This window comes from Pseudomonas sp. PGPR N4, assembly GCF_059693665.1.
Genome location: NZ_JCAUKV010000005.1, coordinates 311,905 through 335,230, shown reverse-complemented (window position 1 = coordinate 335,230; position 23,326 = coordinate 311,905). Strand labels below are relative to the sequence as shown.

24 protein-coding genes and 1 pseudogene are annotated in these 23,326 nt (G+C 60.8%); 15 read left to right on the top strand and 10 right to left on the bottom strand.

Annotated elements, in window-relative coordinates; translation table 11 throughout:
* Positions 1-13: 13 nt before the first annotated feature.
* Positions 14-670 carry a ligase-associated DNA damage response endonuclease PdeM gene (gene pdeM / locus AC58X1_RS19985; protein ID WP_150572235.1) on the top strand — a complete coding sequence of 219 codons (657 nt, stop codon included), beginning with the start codon at positions 14-16 and terminating at the stop codon, positions 668-670.
* Here the strand turns inward: pdeM and AC58X1_RS19980 are convergent, their stop codons facing one another.
* A complete protein-coding gene (locus AC58X1_RS19980) occupies positions 671-901 on the bottom strand; it encodes a hypothetical protein (RefSeq protein ID WP_101321826.1) in 231 nt (76 codons plus the stop codon).
* Between the two features lie 97 nt (positions 902-998).
* Positions 999-1,565 carry a dCTP deaminase gene (dcd, locus tag AC58X1_RS19975; protein ID WP_101321827.1) on the bottom strand — a complete coding sequence of 189 codons (567 nt, stop codon included), beginning with the start codon at positions 1,563-1,565 and terminating at the stop codon, positions 999-1,001.
* A 325-nt stretch (positions 1,566-1,890) separates the two neighbouring features.
* Here dcd and AC58X1_RS19970 point away from each other — a divergent pair, with 325 nt between their 5' ends.
* Entirely contained in the window at positions 1,891-2,100 is a 210-nt protein-coding gene (locus AC58X1_RS19970) for a cold-shock protein (protein ID WP_101321828.1), read from the top strand.
* Positions 2,101-2,208: 108 nt separating this feature from the next.
* On the opposite strand, the gene apbC is transcribed toward AC58X1_RS19970, so the two are convergent.
* On the bottom strand, positions 2,209-3,303 hold the full coding sequence (gene apbC, locus AC58X1_RS19965) for an iron-sulfur cluster carrier protein ApbC (RefSeq protein WP_101321829.1): 1,095 nt from the start codon (positions 3,301-3,303) through the stop codon (positions 2,209-2,211).
* A 158-nt stretch (positions 3,304-3,461) separates the two neighbouring features.
* Here apbC and metG point away from each other — a divergent pair, with 158 nt between their 5' ends.
* The 3 genes from metG to AC58X1_RS19950 all read left to right on the top strand — a co-directional run bounded on the left by metG (position 3,462) and on the right by AC58X1_RS19950 (position 6,524).
* The gene (metG, locus tag AC58X1_RS19960) at positions 3,462-5,504 is read left to right on the top strand and encodes a methionine--tRNA ligase (protein WP_497429355.1); all 2,043 of its coding nucleotides are present in this window, start codon (positions 3,462-3,464) and stop codon (positions 5,502-5,504) included.
* A gap of 97 nt (positions 5,505-5,601) precedes the next feature.
* Positions 5,602-6,240 (top strand): endonuclease III, encoded by a 639-nt coding sequence (gene nth, locus AC58X1_RS19955; protein ID WP_103438356.1) that lies wholly within the window; start codon positions 5,602-5,604, stop codon positions 6,238-6,240.
* Between the two features lie 104 nt (positions 6,241-6,344).
* Positions 6,345-6,524 (top strand): PA3496 family putative envelope integrity protein, encoded by a 180-nt coding sequence (locus AC58X1_RS19950; protein WP_101321832.1) that lies wholly within the window; start codon positions 6,345-6,347, stop codon positions 6,522-6,524.
* A gap of 36 nt (positions 6,525-6,560) precedes the next feature.
* On the opposite strand, the gene AC58X1_RS19945 is transcribed toward AC58X1_RS19950, so the two are convergent.
* Entirely contained in the window at positions 6,561-7,187 is a 627-nt protein-coding gene (locus tag AC58X1_RS19945) for a response regulator transcription factor (RefSeq protein ID WP_101321833.1), read from the bottom strand.
* Positions 7,188-7,556: 369 nt separating this feature from the next.
* Between AC58X1_RS19945 and AC58X1_RS19940 the strand changes: the two genes are divergently transcribed.
* A complete protein-coding gene (locus tag AC58X1_RS19940) occupies positions 7,557-8,039 on the top strand; it encodes a hypothetical protein (protein ID WP_150572233.1) in 483 nt (160 codons plus the stop codon).
* Between the two features lie 31 nt (positions 8,040-8,070).
* Here AC58X1_RS19940 and AC58X1_RS19935 read toward each other — a convergent pair whose 3' ends face one another.
* Both AC58X1_RS19935 and AC58X1_RS19930 read right to left on the bottom strand, forming a co-directional pair.
* Complete coding sequence (locus AC58X1_RS19935; RefSeq protein WP_101321835.1) at positions 8,071-9,288, bottom strand: argininosuccinate synthase; 1,218 nt, start codon at positions 9,286-9,288, stop codon at positions 8,071-8,073.
* Between the two features lie 137 nt (positions 9,289-9,425).
* The gene (locus tag AC58X1_RS19930; protein WP_497429354.1) at positions 9,426-10,361 is read right to left on the bottom strand and encodes a flagellar protein MotY; all 936 of its coding nucleotides are present in this window, start codon (positions 10,359-10,361) and stop codon (positions 9,426-9,428) included.
* A 130-nt stretch (positions 10,362-10,491) separates the two neighbouring features.
* Between AC58X1_RS19930 and pyrC the strand changes: the two genes are divergently transcribed.
* Positions 10,492-11,538, top strand: coding sequence for a dihydroorotase (gene pyrC, locus AC58X1_RS19925; protein WP_101321837.1), 1,047 nt, complete (start codon positions 10,492-10,494; stop codon positions 11,536-11,538).
* 56 nt (positions 11,539-11,594) lie between these two features.
* Positions 11,595-12,197: a ribonuclease T gene (rnt, locus tag AC58X1_RS19920; RefSeq protein ID WP_189691781.1), complete on the top strand. Its 603-nt coding sequence runs from the start codon at positions 11,595-11,597 to the stop codon at positions 12,195-12,197.
* 86 nt (positions 12,198-12,283) lie between these two features.
* Here the strand turns inward: rnt and AC58X1_RS19915 are convergent, their stop codons facing one another.
* Positions 12,284-12,886: a peroxiredoxin gene (locus tag AC58X1_RS19915; protein ID WP_101321839.1), complete on the bottom strand. Its 603-nt coding sequence runs from the start codon at positions 12,884-12,886 to the stop codon at positions 12,284-12,286.
* A gap of 210 nt (positions 12,887-13,096) precedes the next feature.
* Between AC58X1_RS19915 and AC58X1_RS19910 the strand changes: the two genes are divergently transcribed.
* Positions 13,097-13,318, top strand: coding sequence for a bacterioferritin-associated ferredoxin (locus AC58X1_RS19910; protein WP_101321840.1), 222 nt, complete (start codon positions 13,097-13,099; stop codon positions 13,316-13,318).
* 202 nt (positions 13,319-13,520) lie between these two features.
* A complete protein-coding gene (gene bfr / locus AC58X1_RS19905; RefSeq protein WP_103438360.1) occupies positions 13,521-13,994 on the top strand; it encodes a bacterioferritin in 474 nt (157 codons plus the stop codon).
* Positions 13,995-14,083: 89 nt separating this feature from the next.
* Here the strand turns inward: bfr and grxD are convergent, their stop codons facing one another.
* Together grxD and AC58X1_RS19895 are read right to left on the bottom strand one after the other, a co-directional pair.
* Entirely contained in the window at positions 14,084-14,422 is a 339-nt protein-coding gene (gene grxD / locus AC58X1_RS19900; protein WP_101321842.1) for a Grx4 family monothiol glutaredoxin, read from the bottom strand.
* 108 nt (positions 14,423-14,530) lie between these two features.
* Positions 14,531-16,639 carry a molybdopterin oxidoreductase family protein gene (locus tag AC58X1_RS19895; protein ID WP_497429353.1) on the bottom strand — a complete coding sequence of 703 codons (2,109 nt, stop codon included), beginning with the start codon at positions 16,637-16,639 and terminating at the stop codon, positions 14,531-14,533.
* A gap of 361 nt (positions 16,640-17,000) precedes the next feature.
* Here AC58X1_RS19895 and argF point away from each other — a divergent pair, with 361 nt between their 5' ends.
* Positions 17,001-17,921, top strand: coding sequence for an ornithine carbamoyltransferase (argF, locus tag AC58X1_RS19890; RefSeq protein ID WP_497429352.1), 921 nt, complete (start codon positions 17,001-17,003; stop codon positions 17,919-17,921).
* Positions 17,918-19,027, top strand: coding sequence for an ABC transporter ATP-binding protein (locus AC58X1_RS19885; protein ID WP_150570567.1), 1,110 nt, complete (start codon positions 17,918-17,920; stop codon positions 19,025-19,027). The genes argF and AC58X1_RS19885 overlap by 4 nt, the downstream gene beginning before the upstream one ends.
* 49 nt (positions 19,028-19,076) lie before the next feature.
* Here the strand turns inward: AC58X1_RS19885 and ybaK are convergent, their stop codons facing one another.
* Positions 19,077-19,547, bottom strand: coding sequence for a Cys-tRNA(Pro) deacylase (gene ybaK / locus AC58X1_RS19880; RefSeq protein WP_101321846.1), 471 nt, complete (start codon positions 19,545-19,547; stop codon positions 19,077-19,079).
* A 304-nt stretch (positions 19,548-19,851) separates the two neighbouring features.
* On the opposite strand from ybaK, the pseudogene AC58X1_RS19875 reads away from it, so the two are divergent.
* The 3 genes and pseudogenes from AC58X1_RS19875 (at position 19,852) to glpR (ending at position 23,174) form a co-directional block, all read left to right on the top strand.
* A pseudogene (locus tag AC58X1_RS19875) lies at positions 19,852-20,702 on the top strand (MIP/aquaporin family protein).
* A 69-nt stretch (positions 20,703-20,771) separates the two neighbouring features.
* Positions 20,772-22,271, top strand: a complete 1,500-nt coding sequence (glpK, locus tag AC58X1_RS19870; RefSeq protein WP_150572229.1) for a glycerol kinase GlpK — start codon at positions 20,772-20,774, stop codon at positions 22,269-22,271.
* Between the two features lie 147 nt (positions 22,272-22,418).
* A complete protein-coding gene (gene glpR, locus AC58X1_RS19865; RefSeq protein ID WP_101321849.1) occupies positions 22,419-23,174 on the top strand; it encodes a DNA-binding transcriptional repressor GlpR in 756 nt (251 codons plus the stop codon).
* Positions 23,175-23,326 lie beyond the last annotated feature (152 nt).

Sequence of the window (23,326 nt, the reverse complement as noted above, 5' to 3'; positions counted from 1 at the left end):
TACAAGGACTTCTATGCAGCACCTGGAAATCGAACACTGCGGCGAAACGCTCTGGCTGCTGCCGGACAAGGCCATGTATTGGCCAGCGCGGCGGGCCTTGTTGGTCGCTGATGTGCACATCGGCAAGGCGGCAAGCTATCGCGCATTGAATCAGCCAGTGCCGCGCGGCACCACCGATGCCACCCTCGCCCGCCTTGATGCGTTGCTTACCGAGCACGCTTGCGAGCAATTGATTGTACTCGGCGATTTCTTGCACGCCCGCCACGCTCAGGCGCCGGCGATCATCGCCAAGCTCAAGGCCTGGCGCGAGCGGCATGCTCAGGTGCAGATGATTCTGGTGCGCGGCAACCATGACCGCCATGCCGGCGACCCACCGACGGAACTGAACATCGAGATCAAGGAAGAACCGTGGCTATACGGCCCGTTTGCCCTGCAGCACGAGCCCACGGCAAACCCTCCGCACACGGTGCTGGCAGGGCACGTACATCCGGTTTACGTACTGCGCGGCAGAGCCCGGCAGCGGTTGCGCTTGCCGTGCTTTCTAATCAACAAGGAGGTCTGCCTGTTGCCCGCATTCGGCGAATTCACCGGGGGCTGGACGGTCGAACCCGACGCAGCCACCCGCGTGTTTCTCGCAGGGGCTGAGCGGGTCTGGGCAGTGCAGCGTTAATTACGCAACAGGAGTAGGCGGTATGTCGTCCGGCAAGGTCGGTACACCCGGCTCGGTCGGTTGATGCTCACCCGGCTGAGGCGGCTGCGGGCTGTCCGGGTCCGGCTGGCCGGGCACTCCTCCTGCCTGCACAGGCAGTGGTGGCTGCGCCAACAGCGACCAGGCCAGCAGGCCGATCTGGTTAGGCTGGAGATGAGCCAGCTGGGCACTGACAGTGGTATGGAGTTTCATAGGCAGCTCCTCACGGGGGCCGGCGTACGTCATGCACGCCGCAACTGTTACCCCGTTGGAGTGCCTTGCGGGCAACTAATTCCCCGCGCTCGTCGGCTCAGGTCCGCGGCAGGGTGACCCCACGCTGGCCCTGGTACTTGCCGCCACGGTCTTTATAAGAGACTTCGCACTCTTCATCGGACTCGAGGAACAGCATCTGCGCCACGCCTTCGTTGGCGTAAATCTTTGCCGGCAAGGTGGTGGTGTTGGAGAACTCCAGGGTCACGTGGCCTTCCCACTCTGGCTCGAGCGGCGTGACGTTGACGATGATGCCGCAGCGCGCGTAGGTGCTTTTGCCCAGGCAGATGGTCAGGACGTTGCGCGGGATGCGGAAGTACTCGACGGTGCGCGCCAGGGCGAACGAGTTCGGCGGGATGATGCAGACGTCGCTTTTGACGTCGACAAAGCTGCCGGCGTCGAAGTTTTTCGGGTCGACCGTGGCCGAATTGATGTTGGTGAAGACCTTGAATTCGTCTGCGCAGCGCACGTCGTAGCCGTAGCTGGAAACGCCGAAGGAAATCACCCGGCTGGCTTCGTCACCGCGCACCTGGCGCTCGACGAAGGGTTCGATCATGCCGTGTTCCTGCGCCATGCGGCGAATCCACTTGTCTGATTTGATGCTCATGGCGGGTGTCCTGAAGGCTGCAAGGTAAAAAACGAGAAGCGCATCTTACCGGTCCCGGCCTCCGGGTTAAAGTTCCCCGGCCGTATCCCACGCCGGACGGGGCTTGCAGCCGCCGCCGATCCGATTTTGAGCAAAGCCGCGTTTGACCATTGGCAGGCTGAAGAAAGTGGGGTATGGTGACGTCACTGTGCTGCACGTGACACCGAGAACTCTAGTTAGATGCACGATCCCAATCTGCCCATCGCTGAATTTTCCGACTCTTTGCACTCAGTCCGGCCAGGGCATTTCCTGCGCCGATAATTACTTTGTCCAAGGAGACAGACACATGTCCAACCGTCAAAACGGTACCGTCAAGTGGTTCAACGATGAAAAAGGCTACGGCTTCATCACCCCTCAATCGGGTGACGACCTGTTCGTGCACTTCAAAGCCATCCAAGCTGACGGCTTCAAAACTCTGAAAGAAGGCCAAGCCGTAACTTTCGTCGCTACCCGCGGCCAGAAAGGTATGCAGGCTGAAGAAGTTCAACTGGGTTAATTCCAGCTGGCTTCAAAAAAACCCGCTTCGGCGGGTTTTTTTATGCCTGCAATTTAGCTATCAGACCAGCGCGAACGGCATCCCCACTTACGCAGGGATGCCGAGATATCAGTCTTCGCTGATGGTGATGCTCGGCATGGCCGGAGCGGCTGCTTCCTGCAGCACGATACGTGCACCGACCTGCCGCGCCAGTTCTTGGTAGACCATGGCAATCTGACTTTCCGGCTCGGCAATCGCAGTCGGCTTGCCGCTGTCAGCCTGCTCGCGAATCAGCATCGACAGCGGCAGCGACGCCAGCAAGTCGACACCGTATTGCGAGGCCAGCTTGGCACCGCCGCCCTCACCGAACAGGTGCTCGGCATGGCCACAGTTGGAGCAGATATGCACGGCCATGTTCTCCACCACGCCAAGTACCGGGATGTTGACCTTGCGGAACATCTCCACACCCTTGCGCGCGTCAAGCAGGGCCAGGTCCTGCGGCGTGGTCACGATCACCGAACCGGCCACCGGGACTTTCTGCGCCAGGGTCAGCTGGATATCGCCAGTGCCGGGCGGCATGTCGATCACCAGGTAGTCCAGATCATCCCAGGCCGTCTGGGTCACCAGTTGCAGCAGGGCGCCGGAGACCATCGGCCCGCGCCAGACCATCGGCGTGTTGTCGTCGGTCAGAAATGCCATCGACATCACTTCGACGCCGTGCGCCTTGATCGGCACAAACCACTTCTGCTCACGAATCTGCGGTCGAGTACCTTCGGCGATACCGAACATCACGCCCTGGCTTGGGCCGTAGATATCGGCATCGAGAATACCCACCCGCGCCCCTTCGCGCGCCAGCGCCAAGGCCAGGTTGGCCGAAGTGGTCGACTTGCCTACGCCACCTTTGCCCGAGGCAACAGCGATGATGTTCTTCACGTTGGCCATGCCGGGCACTTGCGCCTGGGCCTTGTGTGCGCTGATCACACAATCGATCGAGACGTTGGCGGCAGTTACGCCCTCTATGTTCTCGACAGCGGTCTGCAATACCTGCGCCCAGCCATTCTTGAACAGCCCGGCGGCGTAGCCCAACTGCAGCTGCACGCTGACCTGGCTACCCTGGATGTCGATCGCGCGTACGCAACCGGCGCTGACCGGGTCCTGGTTCAGGTAGGGATCGGTGTACTGGCGAAGCGCGGCTTCGACATCGGCACGTGTGACGGCACTCATGGAGGCTCCCATAGGCAAGATCTGAAGGTGAGACAGGCGCCTATGCTAACCCGTCAATCGTCAGCAGGTACGTCGATGGGGTGAAATATATTCGCTGTCGCTTTATAGTGGCCGATCAACTTTGTATCCCGTCTAGCCAGAGTAATAGCCGAGCCACCATGTCCGAGCCACGTCAGATTCTCGTCACCAGCGCCCTGCCCTATGCCAACGGTTCCATTCACCTTGGCCATATGCTCGAGTACATCCAGACGGACATGTGGGTTCGCTTCCAGAAGCTGCGCGGCAACCAGTGCACCTACGTCTGCGCCGACGACGCCCACGGCTCGGCGATCATGCTGCGTGCCGAAAAAGAAGGCATCACCCCCGAGCAGTTGATCGCCGACGTGCAGGCCGAGCACAGCAGTGACTTTGCCGAATTCCTGGTCGACTTCGATAACTTCCACTCGACCCACAGCGATGAAAACCGCGAACTGTCGAGCATGATCTACACCCGCCTGCGCGACGCCGGGCACATCGCCAACCGCTCGGTCACGCAGTACTTCGACCCGGAAAAAGGCATGTTCCTGGCCGACCGCTTCATCAAGGGCACCTGCCCCAAGTGCGCGGCTGAAGATCAGTACGGCGACAACTGCGAGAAGTGCGGCGCAACCTACGCCCCGACCGAACTGAAGAACCCCAAGTCAGCGATCTCTGGCGCCACGCCAGTACTCAAGGACTCCAAGCACTTCTTCTTCAAGCTGCCTGACTTCCAGGCCATGCTGCAGCAGTGGACCCGCAGTGGCACCCTGCAGGACGCCGTTGCCAACAAACTCGCCGAGTGGCTCGACTCCGGTCTGCAGGAGTGGGACATCTCCCGCGACTCACCGTATTTCGGCTTCGAAATCCCGGATGAGCCAGGCAAGTACTTCTACGTCTGGCTGGACGCGCCCATCGGCTACATGGCCAGCTTCAAGAACCTCTGCGCACGCCGCCCGGAGCTGGACTTCGATGCGTACTGGAAGGCCGACTCGACCACCGAGCTGTATCACTTCATCGGCAAGGACATCGTCAACTTCCACGCCCTGTTCTGGCCGGCCATGCTCGAAGGCGCAGGCCTGCGCAAGCCGACTGCAATCAACGTGCACGGCTACCTGACGGTCAACGGCGCGAAGATGTCGAAGTCGCGTGGCACCTTCATCAAGGCGCGTACTTACCTCGACCACCTGGCGCCGGAATACCTGCGTTATTACTACGCCGCCAAACTTGGCCGCGGCGTCGATGACCTCGACCTGAACCTGGAAGACTTCATCCAGAAGGTCAACTCCGACCTGGTTGGCAAAGTGGTGAACATTGCCAGCCGTTGCGCAGGCTTCATCCACAAAGGTAATGCCGGTGTGATGATCGGCGGTGATGCCGCGCCTGAGCTGACCGAAGCCTTTGCCGCCGCCGCGCCATCAATCGCCGAAGCCTACGAGGCACGCGACTTTGCCCGCGCAATGCGCGAAATCATGGCCCTGGCCGACCGCGCCAACGCCTGGATTGCCGACAAGGCGCCGTGGTCGCTGGCCAAACAGGAAGGCAAGCAGGACGAGGTTCAGGCCATCTGCGCCCAAGGCATCAACCTGTTCCGCCAGCTGGTGATCTTCCTCAAACCGGTATTGCCAGTGCTGGCAGCAGACGCCGAGGCCTTCCTCAACGTCGCCCCGCTGCGCTGGGACGATCACCAGTCACGCCTGGAAAACCATCAGCTGAATGCGTTCAAGCCACTGATGAGCCGCATCGAACCGGCCAAGGTCGAAGCCATGATCGCCGCCAGCAAGGAGGACCTGCTCGCCTCCCAGGCGCCCAGCGCCCCTGCTGGCAATGGCGAGCTGAGCAAGGATCCGCTGGCTGCGGAAATCGAATTCGACACCTTCGCCGCCGTCGACCTGCGCGTGGCCCTGATCGTCAAAGCCGAAGCAGTACCGGGTGCCGACAAGCTGCTGCAACTGACCCTGGACATCGGCGACGAGCGTCGCAACGTGTTCTCCGGGATCAAGTCGGCCTACCCTGACCCGTCGTTGCTGGAAGGCCGCCTGACCATGATGGTGGCCAACCTCAAGCCCCGCAAGATGCGCTTCGGCATCTCCGAGGGCATGGTCATGGCAGCCGGCCCTGGCGGCGAAGAGATCTACCTGCTCAGCCCTGACAGCGGCGCCAAGCCAGGCCAGCGCATCAAGTAACCGAGCAACAACGCCCCGGCCAAGTGCCGGGGCGTTGTTTTGGCCAACGTGGCCAGCGACCATCGCCTCCCCGCCTCAAACGAGAGCCTAGCCTTTCATGAATGCCGCCAAACGCCTGGAGATCTTTCGTCGGCTGCACGAAGACAACCCAGAGCCCAAGACCGAACTCGCCTACACCACACCATTTGAATTGCTGATTGCGGTGATCCTGTCAGCCCAGGCCACCGATGTCGGCGTCAACAAGGCCACGGCGCGCCTGTATCCGGTTGCCAATACGCCCGAGGCGATCTACGCCCTGGGCGTCGACGGGCTAAGCGCCTACATCCGCACCATCGGCTTGTACAACAGCAAGGCGAAAAACGTCATCGAAACCTGCAGGCTGCTGATTGAGCTGCATGGCAGCGTAGTCCCCGACAACCGCGAAGCACTCGAGGCGCTGCCAGGCGTGGGCCGCAAGACCGCCAACGTGGTGCTCAATACGGCGTTCAGGCAACCCGCCATGGCCGTCGACACGCATATTTTCCGCGTCAGCAACCGCACCGGGATCGCCCCTGGCAAGACCGTGCTGGAAGTGGAAAAAAAGCTGATGCGCTTCGTTCCCAAGGATTACCTGCTCGATGCTCATCACTGGCTGATCCTCCACGGCCGCTACGTATGCCAGGCGCGCAAGCCGCGCTGCGGCAGCTGCCGCATCGAGGATTTGTGCGAATACCGACTAAAAACCTCGGACGATTGAGCCGATAGCCAGAACACCCCCTCCCTGATTGAAAAAATCTTTTTTACCAGACCAGAGATTCTCGTTATAAGGTCGGCCAATGGCCCCTTGGCTTGGAGTAACTCATGAGCACTGACAAAGAAGACCTGGTGATCGATGACGATCTGGTACTGAGCACCGATGACGAGCCGGAGCCGCGGGTAGAAGTTGCCAAGACCAACCTGGACAAGCGTCGCACCATTGACAACTTGCTGGAGGAGCGACGCCTGCAGCGGCAACTCGCCGATTACGACTACGACCTGTAAAACCACGATCTGTAAACAGGCCGGCACCAAGCCTGCTCAGGCCAGCCCATGACGCTGGGCAAGCTCGATCAGATCGACCAGTGAGCGAGCATTGAGCTTGAGCAGCAGCCGGGTTTTATAGGTGCTGACGGTCTTGTTGCTGAGGAACATGCTTTCGGCGATATCCTTGTTGCTCTTGCCCCTGGCCAATTGCTGCAGCACCATCATCTCACGCGCAGAAAGGCGCTCGACCATTTCGGTCTCGGTCCCACGACTGATGGCGCTGCGAGCCTTGTGCAGGGCTTGATTGGGGAAATAGCTGTAGCCCGAGAGCACCGCCTTGATTGCACTGAGCAATTCGGTCAGTTCCTGCTGCTTGCAGACATAGCCGGCCGCGCCGGCCTGCATGCAGCGCATGGAGAAATGCCCTGGCGCCTGCGACGTCAACACCAGTACCTTGCTGCTGGGGCTGGCGAGGCCGATGCGGCCAATCACCTCAAGCCCATCGAGCTTGGGTATACCGATGTCCAGGACCACGATATCTGGCAGGTAGTCCCGGGTCAGCTGCAGCGCATCTACGCCGTTGTCGGTTTCTGCCACAACGTCATAACCATGCCGCTCCATCAGCATGCGCACAGCAAGGCGAATGACCGGGTGATCATCCACGATAAGCACTTTATTCATGCGACATCCATTGATTTATTTTTTTATCCAGCCGCCACCATAACCGAGCGCAACGGCAAATAGCGCGGGGGGTGGGGCCCGTAGGACACGCAGAGATGAAACCTACATTAATCAAGGAAATTTCCTACAAACAGGCATCTTAGGAAATCATGCCCCCTGCCCTCTATTCCAGACGGCAGCCTGGCGACACGAGCGCTCTTCAAGCCAGCATCATCGCTGACGCATGCAGGATCAATCAGCCCACAACGCAGGACTCGACATCAATGCTCTGATGACGCGGCGGCACTCTAACCAAGCGAGGAACTCGGCTACCTTTTCGGCGCACGCTGCGACGGGTAAACAGGAGCTATATCGACGGGGGCTGCCAACATGAAAAATGAAAAAAGTCTGAGTCCTTTGACACTCATAGCGATTTTTGCAGGCATCGTCGAGGCATCGGCGTTGGCCTCGCTGCCGTTCCTGAGCGAGGCCAGCCAGATGATCTACACATGGTTTCTGGTCGGCTTTCCATTTTTTCTCACGGTACTGTTCTTTCTGACCCTGAACTTCAATCACCAGACCCTTTACCAGCCCGCTGCACATGAAGCGGCGCAGCAGCAGCCAACAATCGAAGCGGAGCGAATGCATGGGCAGGCCTCGGCGACCATTGCGTTTTCCGGTCCGGACGCAGGTGTTCTGATAGAACAGCATATCCACCGCACGCTGGCCGACCCAGAGCCGAGCGCGCGTAGCTGGACGCTGTACAACCTGGACGCGCACAAGCAGATCTATCTGGCTGTCGAGGCGCTCGCCGACACCCCTCAGTCAGTGCTGTTCGAGGTCGCTGGCGGGCAAAAAAAACCCCGGCGCTAGGCCGGGGTTGATCACGCCATCTGGCAGTCGATCACAGCAGCGAACGACCTTTGTTAGCGGCGATCCTCATACGCAGTGCGTTGAGCTTGATGAAGCCAGCCGCGTCAGCCTGATTGTACGCACCGCCATCTTCCTCGAAGGTAGCGATGTTGGCATCGAACAACGAATCGTCGGACTTGCGCCCGACTACGGTGACGTTGCCTTTGTACAGCTTCAAGCGCACTACGCCGTTCACGTTGACCTGCGAAGCGTCGATCATCTGCTGCAGCATGATCCGCTCCGGGCTCCACCAGTAGCCGGTGTAGATCAGGCTGGCGTACTTGGGCATCAGCTCGTCTTTCAGGTGAGCCACTTCACGGTCGAGGGTGATCGACTCGATGGCGCGGTGAGCGCGCAGCATGATGGTGCCGCCAGGGGTCTCGTAGCAGCCACGCGACTTCATGCCGACGTAACGGTTCTCGACGATGTCCAGACGGCCGATGCCGTTGGCGCCGCCGATGCGGTTGAGGTCGGCCAGCACGGTAGCTGGCGACTTGTCGACGCCGTCGATGGCAACGATGTCGCCATTGCGGAAGGTCAGCTCGAGGTAGGTCGCCTGGTCAGGGGCGTTCTCCGGGGAGACGCTCCACTTCCACATGTCTTCTTCGTGCTCGGTCCAGGTGTCTTCCAGTACGCCGCCTTCATAGGAGATGTGCAGCAGGTTGGCGTCCATCGAGTACGGCGACTTCTTCTTGCCGTGGCGCTCGATCGGGATGCCGTGCTTCTCGGCGTAATCCATCAGCTTCTCGCGGGACAGCAGGTCCCACTCGCGCCATGGTGCAATGACCTTGACGCCTGGCTTGAGCGCGTAGGCGCCGAGCTCGAAACGAACCTGGTCGTTGCCCTTGCCGGTCGCACCGTGGGAAATGGCGTCAGCGCCAGTTTCGTTGGCGATCTCGATCAGACGTTTGGCGATCAGCGGACGCGCGATGGAAGTACCCAGCAGGTACTCGCCTTCGTAGACGGTGTTGGCGCGGAACATCGGGAACACGAAGTCACGCACGAATTCTTCGCGCAGGTCATCGATGTAGATTTCTTTCACGCCCATCGCCTGAGCCTTGGCGCGGGCCGGTTCGACCTCTTCGCCCTGGCCGAGGTCAGCGGTGAAGGTCACCACTTCGCAGTTGTAGGTGTCCTGCAGCCACTTGAGAATCACCGAAGTATCAAGGCCGCCGGAATACGCCAGTACGACCTTATTTACGTCCGCCATGCCATCACTCCACGGGGTTTACGGAAAGCCGTCGATTCTACCGACCTCGCGGGCAAATTTACAGTGGGGCGACAGCTTCTGACGACAAAGCGACAAGAACTTTCGATACAGCGACCAACGGTCGCGGATCTGGCTGTTTACAGTTGCTTGGCCGCAGGCGCAGGGGCCACAGGAGCGCCAGCCGGGGAAGGCTCGAGCGCGCTTTCCGCCGGTTTGGCCACTGGCGTGACGCGATCCAGTTCGATGTTGACGCGACGGTTACGCGCCCGATTGGCCGCGCTGTTGTTCTTCGCCAGCGGGTAGCGCTCGCCATGGAAGCGCACGATGATCTGCGTTTCAGGCACACCATGTGCTACCAGGTACTCGGCAACCGCCAGCGCCCGGCGCCGCGAGTCCTCGCGATTGGCCAGACGATTGCCGCCGTTGTCGGAATGACCGTTGAGTTCGATGTGATTGACCGTCGGATCGGCCTTCAGGTAATCGAGAATCACGTCCAGCCGAGCCCGGCCATTGCTGTCCAGTTCAACCCCACGCGGGAAGGCGACCTGCGTCTGGCGAATCTGGTCGTAGTTCATCGGCAACAGCTTGCTCGCGCACAGCTGATAGTCGTTGAACGCCTTGGCAAAGCTGACGGGCAACACTCGCACTTCCATTGCTCGTCCACCCTCGCCGGCATGGTTGCGCACGACCGTGCTGCGCCCATCCATCAGGCCGTTGATCAAGCGACTGGCCTGGCCTTGCGAGGACGTGAACAACACCCCACTGCGGGCCAGGCGTACGGCACCGAGACTGACATCACTGCGCCCCGGCTGCCATGGCGCAGCGGCGGCGAGCAAGGTGGCAGAGCCGGCGCCGAGCAGGTTGGTGTCCGAGCGCAGGCGGAAGGTTGGTTGCTCGCCTGCGCGACGCACGAACTCGCCACTGCCAAAGCCGTCTATCGGCTGGACCAGGCGGCACTCGAACTGATCGCCTTCGACCGTCCAGGCGATGTTCTCCATCCGGGTCTGGAAGGTCAATGCGCCTGCCGGCAGGCTGGCAAACAAGGTGAACAGGGCTAGGTAACGCTGGCGCACGGGCGGCTCCACAAATTCTGACGGCTTACCTGCAGGCTATCGGTCGCGCGCCGGAAAACTTGATAGCCGTGCTCGACCAAGGGTTTTCCGGTAGCATTCGCACTTGAGTTCGACCCGCCTGGAATCCCCAATGTCCGACCGCCTGACCCTCCTGCGTCCCGATGACTGGCATATCCATCTGCGCGATGGTGCTGTCCTGCCCCACACCGTTGGCGACGTAGCGCGTACCTTCGCCCGCGCCATTGTCATGCCCAACACGGTTCCGCCGGTGCGCGATGCCGCCGAAGCGGGTGCCTACCGCGAGCGGATCCTTGCCGCGCGCCCAGTTGGCAGCCGCTTCGAGCCGCTGATGGTGCTGTACCTTACCGACCGTACCAGTGCCGATGACATCCGCGCGGCCAAGGCCAGTGGTTTTGTCTACGCCGCCAAGCTGTACCCGGCTGGCGCCACGACCAACTCCGATTCCGGCGTGACCAGCATCGACAAGATCTTCCCGGCCATCGAAGCCCTTGCCGAAACCGGCATGCCGCTGCTGGTGCACGGTGAAGTGACGCATGCCGATGTCGATGTGTTCGACCGCGAAAAACGCTTTATCGACGAGCACATGCGCCGTCTGGTCGACCGCTTCCCGACGCTCAAGGTGGTGTTCGAACACATCACCACGGCCGATGCCGCGCAGTTTGTCAGTGAAGCACCGGCCAATGTCGGTGCGACCATCACCGCTCAGCACTTGCTGTACAACCGCAATCACATGCTGGTCGGCGGTATTCGCCCGCACTTCTATTGCCTGCCGATCCTCAAGCGCAACACCCACCAGGTGGCGCTGCTGGACGCGGCCACCAGCGGCAATCGCAAGTTCTTCCTTGGCACCGACTCGGCGCCCCACGCCCAGCACGCCAAGGAAGCCGCCTGCGGCTGCGCCGGTTGCTACACCGCGTATGCGGCGATCGAGATGTACGCCGAAGCGTTCGAGCAGCGCAACGCGCTGGACAAGCTGGAAGGTTTTGCCAGCCTGCATGGCCCAGCGTTCTATGGCCTGCCGGCAAACACCGACCGGATTACTCTGGTCCGTGAAGAATGGACTGCGCCAAGCAGCCTGCCGTTTGGCGACAACCTTGTGATTCCGCTGCGCGCCGGTGAAAAACTGCGCTGGCGCCTGCTGGAGGAAAACGCGTGAGCGAAGATCTGTACGAAGACGACCAGGAAGCTTCCAGCGGTGGCCCACGCCACCCGATGGCCGAGCGCTTCCGCGGTTACCTGCCGGTTGTTATCGATGTCGAGACCGGTGGCTTCAACAGCGCTACCGATGCCCTGCTGGAGATCGCTGCGGTCACCATCGGCATGGACGAGAAGGGTTTCCTGTTCCCTGAGCACACGCACTTCTTCCGCGTCGAGCCGTTTGAAGGCGCCAACATCGAGGCGGCGGCACTGGAGTTCACCGGGATCAAGCTTGACCACCCACTGCGCATGGCAGTGAGTGAAGAGAGCGCGCTGACCGAAATCTTCCGCAGCGTTCGCAAGTCGCTCAAGTCCAACGGCTGCAAGCGGGCGATCCTGGTCGGCCACAACAGCAGCTTTGACCTGGGCTTCCTCAATGCTGCGGTTGCGCGCAATGACCTTAAGCGCAATCCGTTCCACCCGTTCTCCAGCTTCGACACTGCTACCCTGGCGGGGCTCGCCTACGGGCAGACCGTACTGGCGCGAGCATGCCAGAGCGCCGACATCGATTTCGACGGCCGTGAGGCGCATTCGGCGCGTTATGACACCGAGAAGACTGCCGAGCTGTTCTGCGGCATCGTCAACCGCTGGAAGGATCTGGGCGGCTGGCGCGATTGATGATCAGCTTACCGCTGCTGCGTCCCGAGGCGCGCAGCGGATATAAAAAAACCGGCCACCAGGGCCGGTTTTTTTATGCGTGGCGATTACAGCTTGCCGGCATTCTCGCTCAGGTAGGCAGCAACGCCTTCTGGCGAAGCGTTCATGCCCTTGTCGCCTTTTTTCCAGTTGGCAGGGCAGACTTCGCCGTGCTCTTCGTGGAATTGCAGAGCGTCAACCAGACGCAGCAGCTCATCCATGTTACGGCCCAGCGGCAAGTCGTTGATGATCTGCGAGCGGACAACGCCGTTCAGGTCGATCAGGAAGGCGCCACGGAAGGCTACGCCGCCTTCGGACTCAACGTCGTAGGCCTTGCAGATTTCGTGGGTGATGTCAGCCGCCAGGGTGTACTTGACCTGGCCGATGCCGCCGTTGTTGACCGGGGTGTTACGCCAGGCGTTGTGAGTGAAGTGCGAGTCGATCGACACGCCGATCACTTCGACGTTGCGCGCAGCGAAGTCCGGAATGCGGTTGTCCAACGCGATCAGCTCGGACGGGCAGACGAAGGTGAAGTCCAGCGGGTAGAAGAATACCAGGCCGTACTTGCCCTTGATCGCCGAAGCGAGGTTGAAGCTGTCGACGATTTCGCCGTTGCCCAGCACAGCTGGAACGGTGAAGTCGGGGGCTTGTTTACCAACGAGTACACTCATCGTTATCTCCTGATGAAGGTGAAAAAACGTTGCCCGGCGGCAAACCCGCCAAGCATCCAGCAAAGGCTGACCATCATACACAGGTTAAGGTGACAGGCCGAATCCAACCGCCGGTCGCCCTTGCGCATTTAGTTTCAGAAACCGCTTTGACAAGCATTCTCATTACTATTACTCTCCAACGCATCGACTCAACGACGATGGTCAGCCTCTATGTATGTGTGTCTTTGTGTCGGCGTCACCGACGGACAGATTCGCGATGCGATCTACGAGGGATGCTGTAGCTACAAGGAAGTCCGGGCGGCCACCAACGTGGCGAGCCAATGTGGCAAGTGCGCGTGCCTTGCCAAGCAGGTGGTGCGTGAGACGTTGACCGACCTCCAGGTCAGCCAGCAGCCCGCCCTGCCCTACCCCGTCGAATTTAATGCAGTCTGATTTCCCCCGTATTTTGAAGAACCGGACCTTGTGTCCGGTTTTTTTATGCCTTTAATTCAATAAGTTAGCGTGCCAACGCGGTTCACAAACATTCTTATTCCGATTAAATTTCATTTATTATTCAACAACTTAGGTTTGACACTGGAAGTTGTCCGGCTCAGACTTCGGGTATTGACACACTCAACACGGCAGGAATACGGACATGAAAGGCGACGTCAGCGTCATCCAGCATCTCAACAAGATCCTCGGGAACGAGCTGGTCGCTATCAACCAGTACTTCCTGCACGCGCGTATGTATGAAGACTGGGGCCTCAACGCCCTGGGCAAGCGCGAGTACAAAGAGTCCATCGAGGCGATGAAGGACGCAGACAAGCTGATCAAGCGCATCCTGTTCCTCGAAGGCCTGCCTAACGTGCAGGACCTGGGTAAGCTGCTGATCGGCGAGCACTCCAAAGAGATGCTGGAATGCGACCTGAAGATCGAGCAAAGCGGTCTGATCGATCTCAAGGCAGCTATTGCGCACTGCGAAACTTCTGGCGACTTCGGCTCGCGGGAAATGCTGGAAGACATCCTTGAATCCAAGGAAGAGCACATCGACTGGCTGGAAACCCAGCTGAGCCTGATCGACAAGATCAGCATCGAGAACTACCTGCAGTCGCAGATGGGCGAAGAGTAACGCTCAAGCCCATATGAAAAAGCCCCGCCAAGTGCGGGGCTTTTTCATGCCTGGGCAAACAACTTTGGCTGCTTGCCCAGCAAGGTCAATCAGGCTTCGGAAGCCTTGGCAGCATTGGCAGCCGCTTCCTTGACCAGCTTTTGCAGCTCACCGTTCTCGAACATCTCGATCATGATGTCGCTGCCGCCGACCAGTTCACCGGCAACCCACAGCTGTGGGAAGGTCGGCCAGTTGGCGTACTTGGGCAGGTTGGCGCGGATTTCCGGGTTCTGCAGGATGTCGACATAGGCGAATTTCTCGCCACAGCCCATGACAGCCTGGGCCGCCTTGGACGAGAAGCCGCACTGAGGCGCGTTCGGCGAGCCTTTCATGTAAAGCAGAATGGTGTTGTTGGCAATCTGCTCTTTGATTGTTTCGATGATATCCATGAAGCACCTCGTCTGAACTTTCCGACTCGATGGTCGGCACGGTCAGCCATTGTATCGGAAAGCCCGGCCGTGGGTCGACCTGCACGCGGTCGGATCAGCAGTGCGCGTTCAAACGGCCGCGACCCGCACCGGCACACCATTCAACGCTGCATTACCCGACACGGCGTCACGCTGCAGCTCGTCGGTAAGATCATTGGCACTGACCCCTGGCTGCTCAGCGGCGATCTGCAATTGCGCGCCCTGGCGGCGATGGCCGAAGCCATGGGGCAGGCTGACCACGCCGGGCATGATCTCGCTGCTGGCCTGCACGTCCACCTCGACCACGCCCGTGCGCGATTGAATGCTCACGCGCTGGCCATCACTCAACTGACGCTGCTGCATATCATCGGGATGCATCAGCAACTGATGGCGCGGCTTGCCTTTTACCAGCCGATGAAAGTTATGCATCCACGAATTGTTGCTGCGCACGTGCCGGCGACCGATCAACAGCAGCTCGTCCGGCGCTGCCGGGGCCTGTCTGGCAAGGCGCTGCAAGTCTTCAAGCAGTTGCGTCGGCGCTGCCTCGACCACTTTGCCGGGGGTAGCCAGGCGTGCTGCCAGGTTGGCGCGCAAGGGCCCCAGGTCCAGGCCGTGTGGATGCTGATCCAGGGCGTCCAGTGACAACGCCCACGGCGACGCCTGGCCATAGCGGCCGTGGCGCAACGCCAGGTCGATCATCTGCGCCGGGGGCATGGTCGGCTTCAGTTCCTTCTGCGCACGCCTGGCGAACGCCTTGGCCAGACCAACGAAGATCTCCCAGTCGTGCAGTGCACCGGCAGGCTTGGCCAGCACTGCCCGATTGAAACGGGTGACATTGCGCACCGCCAGCAGGTTGAAGGTGGTGTCGTAGTGGTCGTTTTCCAGTGCCGTGGTCGACGGCAAGATCAGGTCAGCGTGGCGCGTGGTTTCGTTGAGGTACAGGTCGATGCTGAGCATGAACTCAAGGCCGCCCAAGGCCTGGTCCAGTTGACGGCCATTGGGCGTCGACAGTACCGGATTGCCCGCCACGGTGATCAGCGCCCGCACCTGGTCAGCACCGGGCACGAGCATCTCCTCGGCCAAAGCTGCCACGGGTAGCTCGCCGGCGTATTCCGGCAACCCGGAGACGCGGCTCTGCCAGGCATTGAAATGGCCGCCTGAGGTTGTAGCGACCAGATCCACCGCAGGCTCGGTGCACAACGCCCCACCGACTCGATCAAGATTGCCGGTCACCAGATTGATCAGCTGGATCAGCCAATGGCAAAGGCTGCCGAAGGCCTGGGTCGAGACGCCCATGCGGCCATAACAGACCGCCCGTTCGGCTGCAGCGAAATCCCGCGCCAGTTGCCGAATCTGCTCGGCAGGCACCCCGCATACTGCGCTCATGCGCTCAATATCGAACGGCGCAATCGCTGCGCGGACCTGCTCCAGGCCATTGACCGGCAGGTGCGAGCTCTTGGCCAGATCCTCTGCAAACAGGGTATTGAGCAAGCCACACAACAATGCAGCGTCAGTGCCCGGGCGAATGAACAGGTGCTGATCGGCAATGGCGGCCGTTTCGCTGCGGCGCGGATCGATCACCACCAGTTGCCCGCCGCGGGCGTGCAGTGCTTTGAGGCGCTTGTGCACGTCCGGTACGGTCATGATACTGCCATTGGAGGCCAGCGGATTGCCGCCCAGAATCAGCATGAAGTCGGTGTGATCGATGTCCGGGATCGGCAGCAACAGGCCGTGGCCATACATCAGATGGCTGGTCAGGTGCTGCGGAAGCTGGTCCACCGAGGTTGCCGAAAAGCGGTTGCGGGTCTTTAGCAGGCCAAGGAAGTAGTTGCTGTGGGTCATCAGCCCGTAGTTGTGCACGCTGGGGTTGCCCTGATACACCGCCACCGCGTTGCGCCCGTGCGCCTGCTGAATGCTCCAGAGTTTCTCTGCAGCCAGTTCGAATGCAGTCTCCCAGGCGATCGGCTGCCAGCGCTCGCCAACCCGTTGCAGCGGTTGTCGGAGGCGATCCGGATCGTCCTGTATATCCTCCAACGCGACAGCCTTGGGGCAAATATGGCCGCGGCTGAACGTATCGAGCGGATCGCCTTTGATCGAGACGATGCGCGCAGCCGCGCCGGTAGGCTGGTCGATCTCGATATTCAGGCCACAGATGGCCTCGCACAGGTGGCACGCGCGATGATGCACAGTGGTGGCCATGGTCGACTCGCTCCGCTCAAGGGAAGCAGCCACTATGGGCCGGGCTGAGAGCGCTCGCCAGCGCACTTCGCCGGCTGAATCTTGCGCCATCAGGCAGGCGATTAACGACAGCAGGTTTGCCAAGCCCCTCACCCGCCGTGTAAAACCTCTGTAATGAATAAAAAACGGTGCCGGGCCATAGGCTTAGGACATCCGTTGATACAGGCGCACGGTGAACCCCCTTTGTTTCACGCGACATTTAATTATAGTATTGCGCCTTTCCCTATTTCGTCCGCTCCGTGCGGCTTACGCCGCAGGTCCCCCCCGTTGTCAATTAAAGCCAACGCTGGCCTGCGTACCGTTGCAATTAAGGTAGTCAATCATGAGCGCTAGGCACTTTCTCTCCCTGATGGATTTCACTGCTGACGAATTGCTCGGCGTGATCCGTCGCGGCATCGAGCTGAAGGACCTGCGTAACCGCGGCGTGCTGTTCGAGCCACTGAAGAACCGGGTACTGGGGATGATCTTCGAGAAAGCCTCGACCCGGACCCGCCTGTCGTTCGAAGCCGGCATGATCCAGCTTGGTGGCCAGGCGATCTTCCTGTCGCCGCGCGACACTCAGCTGGGCCGTGGTGAACCGATCGCCGACAGCGCCATCGTCATGTCGCGCATGCTCGATGCGGTGATGATCCGTACCCACCACCACAGCATCCTCACCGAATTTGCGGCCAACTCGCGGGTGCCGGTGATCAACGCCCTGTCCGATCAGTCGCACCCGTGCCAGCTGCTGGCCGACATGCAGACCTTCCTCGAACACCGTGGCTCGATCCAGGGCAAGACCGTGGCCTGGATCGGCGACGGCTACAACATGTGCAACTCCTACATCGAAGCCGCCCAGCAGTTCGACTTCCAGCTGCGCATCGCCTGCCCGGAAGGCTACGAGCCTGATCCACGCTTCCTCGCCCTTGCCGGTGAGCGGGTGCAGATCGTGCGCGACCCCAAGCAAGCGATTGCCGGCGCGCACCTGGTTACCACCGATGTCTGGACTTCCATGGGCCAGGAAGAGGAAACTGCACGGCGCCTGGCGCATTTCGCACCGTATCAGGTCACCCGCGAACTGCTCGACTTGGCTGCACCCGACGCCTTGTTCATGCACTGCCTGCCCGCCCACCGTGGCGAGGAAATCAGCCTGGACCTGCTCGACGACCCACGTTCGGTCGCCTGGGACCAAGCTGAAAACCGCCTGCATGCACAAAAGGCCCTTCTCGAATTTCTTGTCGAACCGGCTTACCACCACGCATGAGTCATCCGTTATTGCTCAACCTGCGCAACCTCGCCTGCGGCTATGGCGACCAGCGCATCGTCCAGAACCTCAATCTGCACCTCAACGCAGGCGACATCGGTTGTCTGCTCGGGTCATCGGGTTGCGGCAAGACCACCACGCTGCGGGCGATTGCCGGCTTCGAGCCGGTACACGACGGTGAAATCCAGCTCGCTGGCGAAGTCATCTCGCGGGCGGGTTTTACCCTGTCACCAGAGAAGCGCCGGATCGGCATGGTGTTCCAGGACTACGCGCTGTTTCCGCACCTGACCGTCGCGCAAAACATTGCCTTCGGCATCAGCAAGCACCCGCGCCAGGCAGCTGTGGTTGAAGAGATGCTCGAGCTGGTCAAGCTCGTCGGGCTCGGTGGGCGTTACCCGCACGAGCTGTCCGGCGGCCAGCAACAGCGCGTTGCCCTGGCCCGAGCACTGGCGCCGGAGCCGCAACTGCTGTTGCTCGACGAGCCGTTCTCCAACCTTGACGTGGAACTGCGCAGGCGCCTCAGCCATGAGGTGCGCGACATCCTCAAAAGCCGTGGCACCAGCGCCATTCTGGTTACGCATGATCAGGAAGAGGCGTTTGCGGTCAGCGATCATGTCGGCGTGTTCAAAGAAGGTCGGCTGGAGCAGTGGGATACCCCCTACAACCTGTATCACGAACCGCAGACGCCGTTTGTGGCCAGCTTCATCGGGCAGGGCTATTTCATTCGTGGGCAGATGAGCAGCCATGAAGCGGTGACCACCGAGCTCGGCGAGCTGCGTGGCAATCGCGCCTACACCATGGCCGTTGGCAGTTCGGTTGACGTGTTGCTGCGCCCGGACGACATCGTCCATGCGCCAGACAGCCCCCTGCGCGCCAGCGTGGTTGGCAAGAGCTTCCTCGGTGCCTCAACGTTGTATCGCCTGCAGCTGGCGACCGGCAGCCAGCTGGAAGCGATCTTCGCCAGCCACATCGATCATCAGGTCGGCCAGGACGTCGGCATTGCAGTGAAGGCCGATCACCTCGTGCTGTTCCCGGTGCCGGGCAGCGTCGCCACCCAGCACGCTCGTCAGGAAAACGGCGTTCGCCGTTACAGCTCGGCGAACTGAGACACGGCTTGGGACACGATAACGGGTGACGGCAGCATCACCCGGCTTCTCAGCCCCGGCCGATCTCGGCAAATTTCCCTTGGGTATGCTCGGCCAATACCGCAGCAGCCAATTCGACCTCAAGTCCGCGCCGGCCAGCACTTACGTGAATGGTTGCGAACTGCTGCGCTGATTGATCGATAAAGGTGCGCAGGCGCTTCTTTTGCCCCAGTGGGCTGATCCCGCCGACCAGATACCCCGTGGCCCGCTGCGCCGCTGCGGGGTCAGCCATTTCACACTTCTTGACCCCCGCCGCGTGGGCCAGAGCCTTCAGGTCGAGCGTGCCCACCACCGGCACTACGGCCACCAACAACTCGCCCTTTTCACTGCTGGCGAGCAGCGTCTTGAACACCTGCACAGGATCGATGCCGAGCTTTTCAGCGGCTTCCAGGCCATACGAGGCCGACTTCGGATCATGTTCGTAACTGTGCACGCGGTGTTCAGCGCGGGCTTTTTTCAGCAGGTCGAGAGCGGGGGTCATGCGGGGCTCCGAGCAGAGAAGTTCGGCGGCTACTTTAGGTGAAAAGCCGCGAGCCAGCCAGCTGGTCGGCAAATCGCCAGATGCTGTCGGAATAGTCAGAGACCTCGCCGCGGGTCAAATTGTGGCTGATCGTTCACTTTCGACCTTTGACATGAGCGTTTCTTGCCTATATTTTTTCGTTTCTGAATAAATGGTGCACTCTTAAAGTGCGCTTTCGCTTATCCGCCCAGGGTCAATGGGGATCGACTCTGGGCCTTGCTGTCGAGCGCTCAGCGCCTCACAACAACAAGAACCGAGGTCATACATGACGACTGCACTACGCGAACCCACCCTTCGGGGCCAATGCATGGCCGAGTTTTTCGGCACTGCGCTACTGATATTTTTCGGCACCGGTTGCGTCGCCGCGCTCAAGGTCGCGGGCGCCAGCTTCGGCCTGTGGGAAATCAGCATTATCTGGGGGGTCGGCGTGAGCATGGCGATCTACCTCACTGCCGGTGTATCCGGCGCCCACCTGAACCCGGCAGTGAGCATCGCCCTGAGCCTGTTCGCCGGTTTCGAAAAGCGCAAACTGCCGTTCTACATCCTCGCCCAGGTAGCTGGCGCCTTCTGTGCCGCCGCGCTGGTGTACAGCCTGTACAGCACGCTGTTCTTCGATTACGAACAATCCCACGCCATGGTCCGCGGCAGCCAGGCCAGCCTGGAGCTGGCGTCGGTGTTTTCCACCTATGCGCACCCGGCGCTGTCGATCGGCCAGGCGTTTCTGGTTGAAATGATCATCACCGCGATCCTGATGGCAGTGATCATGGCCTTGACCGACGACAACAATGGCCTGCCGCGCGGGGCCATGGCACCGCTGCTGATCGGCTTGCTGATCGCGGTGATTGGCAGCGCATGGGCCCGCTGACCGGCTTTGCGATGAACCCTGCCCGAGATTTTGGTCCAAAGCTGATGACGTTCCTGGCAGGCTGGGGTGATATCGCCTTCACTGGCGGACGTGACATTCCGTATTTCCTGATTCCGATATTCGCGCCCATTGTGGGTGCATGCCTGGGCGCCGCCGCCTACCGTGGCCTGATCGCCCGCAACTTGCCCACCGCGCAGGTTGCACACGGGCAAACAGACGATAATTCCCAGAGCGATGCGCGGGCCTCCTGACCGGAGAGCCGCTGCCGACAGCCAGGCACAGCGCCTGGCCTCCCCCCTATTTTGTGCAAGGCCACTGACATGAAAGACACCCAGGACAAGAACTACATCATCGCCCTGGACCAGGGCACCACCAGTTCGCGAGCGATCATCTTCGACCGTGACGCAAACGTGGTGGGCACCTCCCAGCGTGAGTTCGTCCAGCATTATCCGCAGGCTGGCTGGGTCGAGCACGACCCGATGGAAATCTTCGCCACCCAGAGCGCGACCATGGTCGAGGCCCTGGCCCAGGCCAGCATCAGCCACGCCCAGGTCGCCGCCATCGGCATCACCAACCAACGTGAAACCACGGTGGTGTGGGACAAGGAAAGCGGCCGCCCGGTGTACAACGCCATCGTCTGGCAGTGCCGGCGCAGTACCGAGATCTGTGCCCAGCTCAAGCGCGATGGCCATGAAGACTACATCCGCGAAACCACCGGCCTGGTCACCGACCCGTACTTCTCCGGGACCAAGCTGAAGTGGATCCTGGACAACGTCGAAGGTGTCCGCGAGCGCGCCGAGCGCGGCGAACTGCTGTTCGGCACCATCGATACCTGGCTGATCTGGAAATTCACCGGCGGCAAGGTACATGTCACCGACTACACCAACGCCTCGCGTACCTTGATGTTCAACATCCACACGTTGCAGTGGGATGAAAAGATGCTCGAGCTGCTCGGTGTGCCACGCCAGATGCTGCCAGAGGTGCGCGGCTCCTCCGAGGTGTATGGCCAGACCAAGAGCGGCATCGACATCGCCGGTATCGCCGGCGACCAGCAATCGGCGCTGTTCGGCCAGATGTGCGTCGAGCCAGGCCAGGCCAAGAACACCTATGGCACCGGCTGCTTCCTGCTGATGAACACCGGCGACAAGGCGGTCAGCTCCTCCCACGGCCTGCTCACCACCATCGCTTGCGGCCCCCGTGGCGAAGTCGCCTACGCGCTGGAAGGCGCAGTGTTCAACGGCGGCTCGACCGTGCAGTGGCTGCGCGATGAACTGAAGATCGTCAACGATGCGCTCGACACCGAGTACTTCGCCAGCAAGGTCAAGGACAGCAACGGTGTCTATCTGGTGCCGGCCTTCACCGGGCTGGGCGCGCCCTACTGGGACCCGTACGCACGCGGCGCACTGTTCGGCCTGACCCGCGGGGTCAAGGTCGATCACATCATCCGCGCCGCACTGGAGTCGATCGCCTACCAGACCCGCGACGTCCTCGATGCCATGCAGCAGGACTGCGGCCAGCGCCTGAGCGAACTGCGCGTGGATGGCGGCGCGGTGGCCAACAACTTCCTCATGCAGTTCCAGGCCGACATCCTCGGCAGCTGTGTCGAGCGGCCAAAGATGCGCGAAACCACCGCCCTCGGCGCTGCCTACCTGGCCGGACTGGCCAGCGGCTTCTGGAGCAGCCTGGATGAGCTGCGCGACAAGGCTATCATCGAGCGCGAGTTCAGCCCGCAGCTGGATGAAGCGCAGAAAGAGAAGCTCTATGCCGGCTGGCAGAAAGCGGTCGAGCGTACCCGTGACTGGGAAGATCACGAGGCCTGATTGAAACTGTAGCGTTTCAGGCCCTGCCCGCTTCGGTCGCCATGTTCAGCACATGGCGACCGACTTGTTTGTACTGTGCGCACTGGCTGTCATCCCTTTCCTACGGCATCATTGCAGCATTTGTCCGGCAGCCCCCAAGGACCGCCCATGAATCTGCCCCCGCGCCAACAACAAATCCTCGAACTGGTGCGCGAACGCGGCTACGTCAGTATCGAAGAAATGGCCCAGCTGTTCGTCGTTACCCCGCAAACCATTCGCCGCGATATCAACCAGCTTGCCGAGAGCAACCTGCTGCGGCGCTACCATGGCGGCGCGGCGTATGACTCGAGCATCGAAAACACCGCCTACGCCATGCGCGCCGACCAGATGCGCGACGAGAAACAGCGCATCGCCGAAGCCGTGGCCCGGCAGATCCCGGACCATGCCTCGGTATTCATCAACATCGGCACCACCACCGAGTCGATTGCCCGCGCCCTGCTCAATCACAATCACCTCAAGGTCATTACCAACAACCTGCACGTCGCGTCGATCCTCAGTGCCAAGGATGACTTCGAAGTGCTGGTCGCTGGCGGCACGGTGCGCCGTGACGGCGGCGTGGTCGGCCAGGCGAGTGTCGACTTCATCAGCCAGTTCAAGGTCGATTTCGCCCTGGTCGGCATCAGCGGCATCGATGAAGACGGCAGCCTGCTGGATTTCGATTATCAGGAAGTGCGTGTTTCCCAGGCGATCATTGCCAATGCGCGGCAGGTCATCCTCGCTGCCGACTCGAGCAAGTACGGGCGCAACGCGATGGTTCGGCTCGGCTCGATCAATCTGGTCGATTGCCTGGTGACCGATCAGCCGCCCTCGCCCGCCTTGAACCAACTGCTCAACGACAACAAGGTCCGCCTGGAAGTGGTGTGACCTGCGCGCGGCGTCGCACTGAGCGCCGCGCCATGTTCGCTATTGTTCATTTCGCCGCGCCTATTGAAGTTTTCTATGAAGACTCGCTGGCGAATGCTTGCTTGTTGCGCTAGTATTTTCGCAAACGAACATCGATGTTCATTTTCGATGGT

Bases quoted from the DNA above. Each gene is read 5' to 3' on its own strand.
- pdeM (WP_150572235.1), top strand. From the start codon at position 14: ATGCAGCACCTGGAAATCGAACACTGCGGCGAAACGCTCTGGCTGCTG.
- AC58X1_RS19980 (WP_101321826.1), bottom strand. From the start codon at position 901: ATGAAACTCCATACCACTGTCAGTGCCCAGCTGGCTCATCTCCAGCCT.
- dcd (WP_101321827.1), bottom strand. From the start codon at position 1,565: ATGAGCATCAAATCAGACAAGTGGATTCGCCGCATGGCGCAGGAACAC.
- AC58X1_RS19970 (WP_101321828.1), top strand. From the start codon at position 1,891: ATGTCCAACCGTCAAAACGGTACCGTCAAGTGGTTCAACGATGAAAAA.
- apbC (WP_101321829.1), bottom strand. From the start codon at position 3,303: ATGAGTGCCGTCACACGTGCCGATGTCGAAGCCGCGCTTCGCCAGTAC.
- metG (WP_497429355.1), top strand. From the start codon at position 3,462: ATGTCCGAGCCACGTCAGATTCTCGTCACCAGCGCCCTGCCCTATGCC.
- nth (WP_103438356.1), top strand. From the start codon at position 5,602: ATGAATGCCGCCAAACGCCTGGAGATCTTTCGTCGGCTGCACGAAGAC.
- AC58X1_RS19950 (WP_101321832.1), top strand. From the start codon at position 6,345: ATGAGCACTGACAAAGAAGACCTGGTGATCGATGACGATCTGGTACTG.
- AC58X1_RS19945 (WP_101321833.1), bottom strand. From the start codon at position 7,187: ATGAATAAAGTGCTTATCGTGGATGATCACCCGGTCATTCGCCTTGCT.
- AC58X1_RS19940 (WP_150572233.1), top strand. From the start codon at position 7,557: ATGAAAAATGAAAAAAGTCTGAGTCCTTTGACACTCATAGCGATTTTT.
- AC58X1_RS19935 (WP_101321835.1), bottom strand. From the start codon at position 9,288: ATGGCGGACGTAAATAAGGTCGTACTGGCGTATTCCGGCGGCCTTGAT.
- pyrC (WP_101321837.1), top strand. From the start codon at position 10,492: ATGTCCGACCGCCTGACCCTCCTGCGTCCCGATGACTGGCATATCCAT.
- rnt (WP_189691781.1), top strand. From the start codon at position 11,595: ATGGCCGAGCGCTTCCGCGGTTACCTGCCGGTTGTTATCGATGTCGAG.
- AC58X1_RS19915 (WP_101321839.1), bottom strand. From the start codon at position 12,886: ATGAGTGTACTCGTTGGTAAACAAGCCCCCGACTTCACCGTTCCAGCT.
- AC58X1_RS19910 (WP_101321840.1), top strand. From the start codon at position 13,097: ATGTATGTGTGTCTTTGTGTCGGCGTCACCGACGGACAGATTCGCGAT.
- bfr (WP_103438360.1), top strand. From the start codon at position 13,521: ATGAAAGGCGACGTCAGCGTCATCCAGCATCTCAACAAGATCCTCGGG.
- grxD (WP_101321842.1), bottom strand. From the start codon at position 14,422: ATGGATATCATCGAAACAATCAAAGAGCAGATTGCCAACAACACCATT.
- AC58X1_RS19895 (WP_497429353.1), bottom strand. From the start codon at position 16,639: ATGGCCACCACTGTGCATCATCGCGCGTGCCACCTGTGCGAGGCCATC.
- argF (WP_497429352.1), top strand. From the start codon at position 17,001: ATGAGCGCTAGGCACTTTCTCTCCCTGATGGATTTCACTGCTGACGAA.
- AC58X1_RS19885 (WP_150570567.1), top strand. From the start codon at position 17,918: ATGAGTCATCCGTTATTGCTCAACCTGCGCAACCTCGCCTGCGGCTAT.
- ybaK (WP_101321846.1), bottom strand. From the start codon at position 19,547: ATGACCCCCGCTCTCGACCTGCTGAAAAAAGCCCGCGCTGAACACCGC.
- glpK (WP_150572229.1), top strand. From the start codon at position 20,772: ATGAAAGACACCCAGGACAAGAACTACATCATCGCCCTGGACCAGGGC.
- glpR (WP_101321849.1), top strand. From the start codon at position 22,419: ATGAATCTGCCCCCGCGCCAACAACAAATCCTCGAACTGGTGCGCGAA.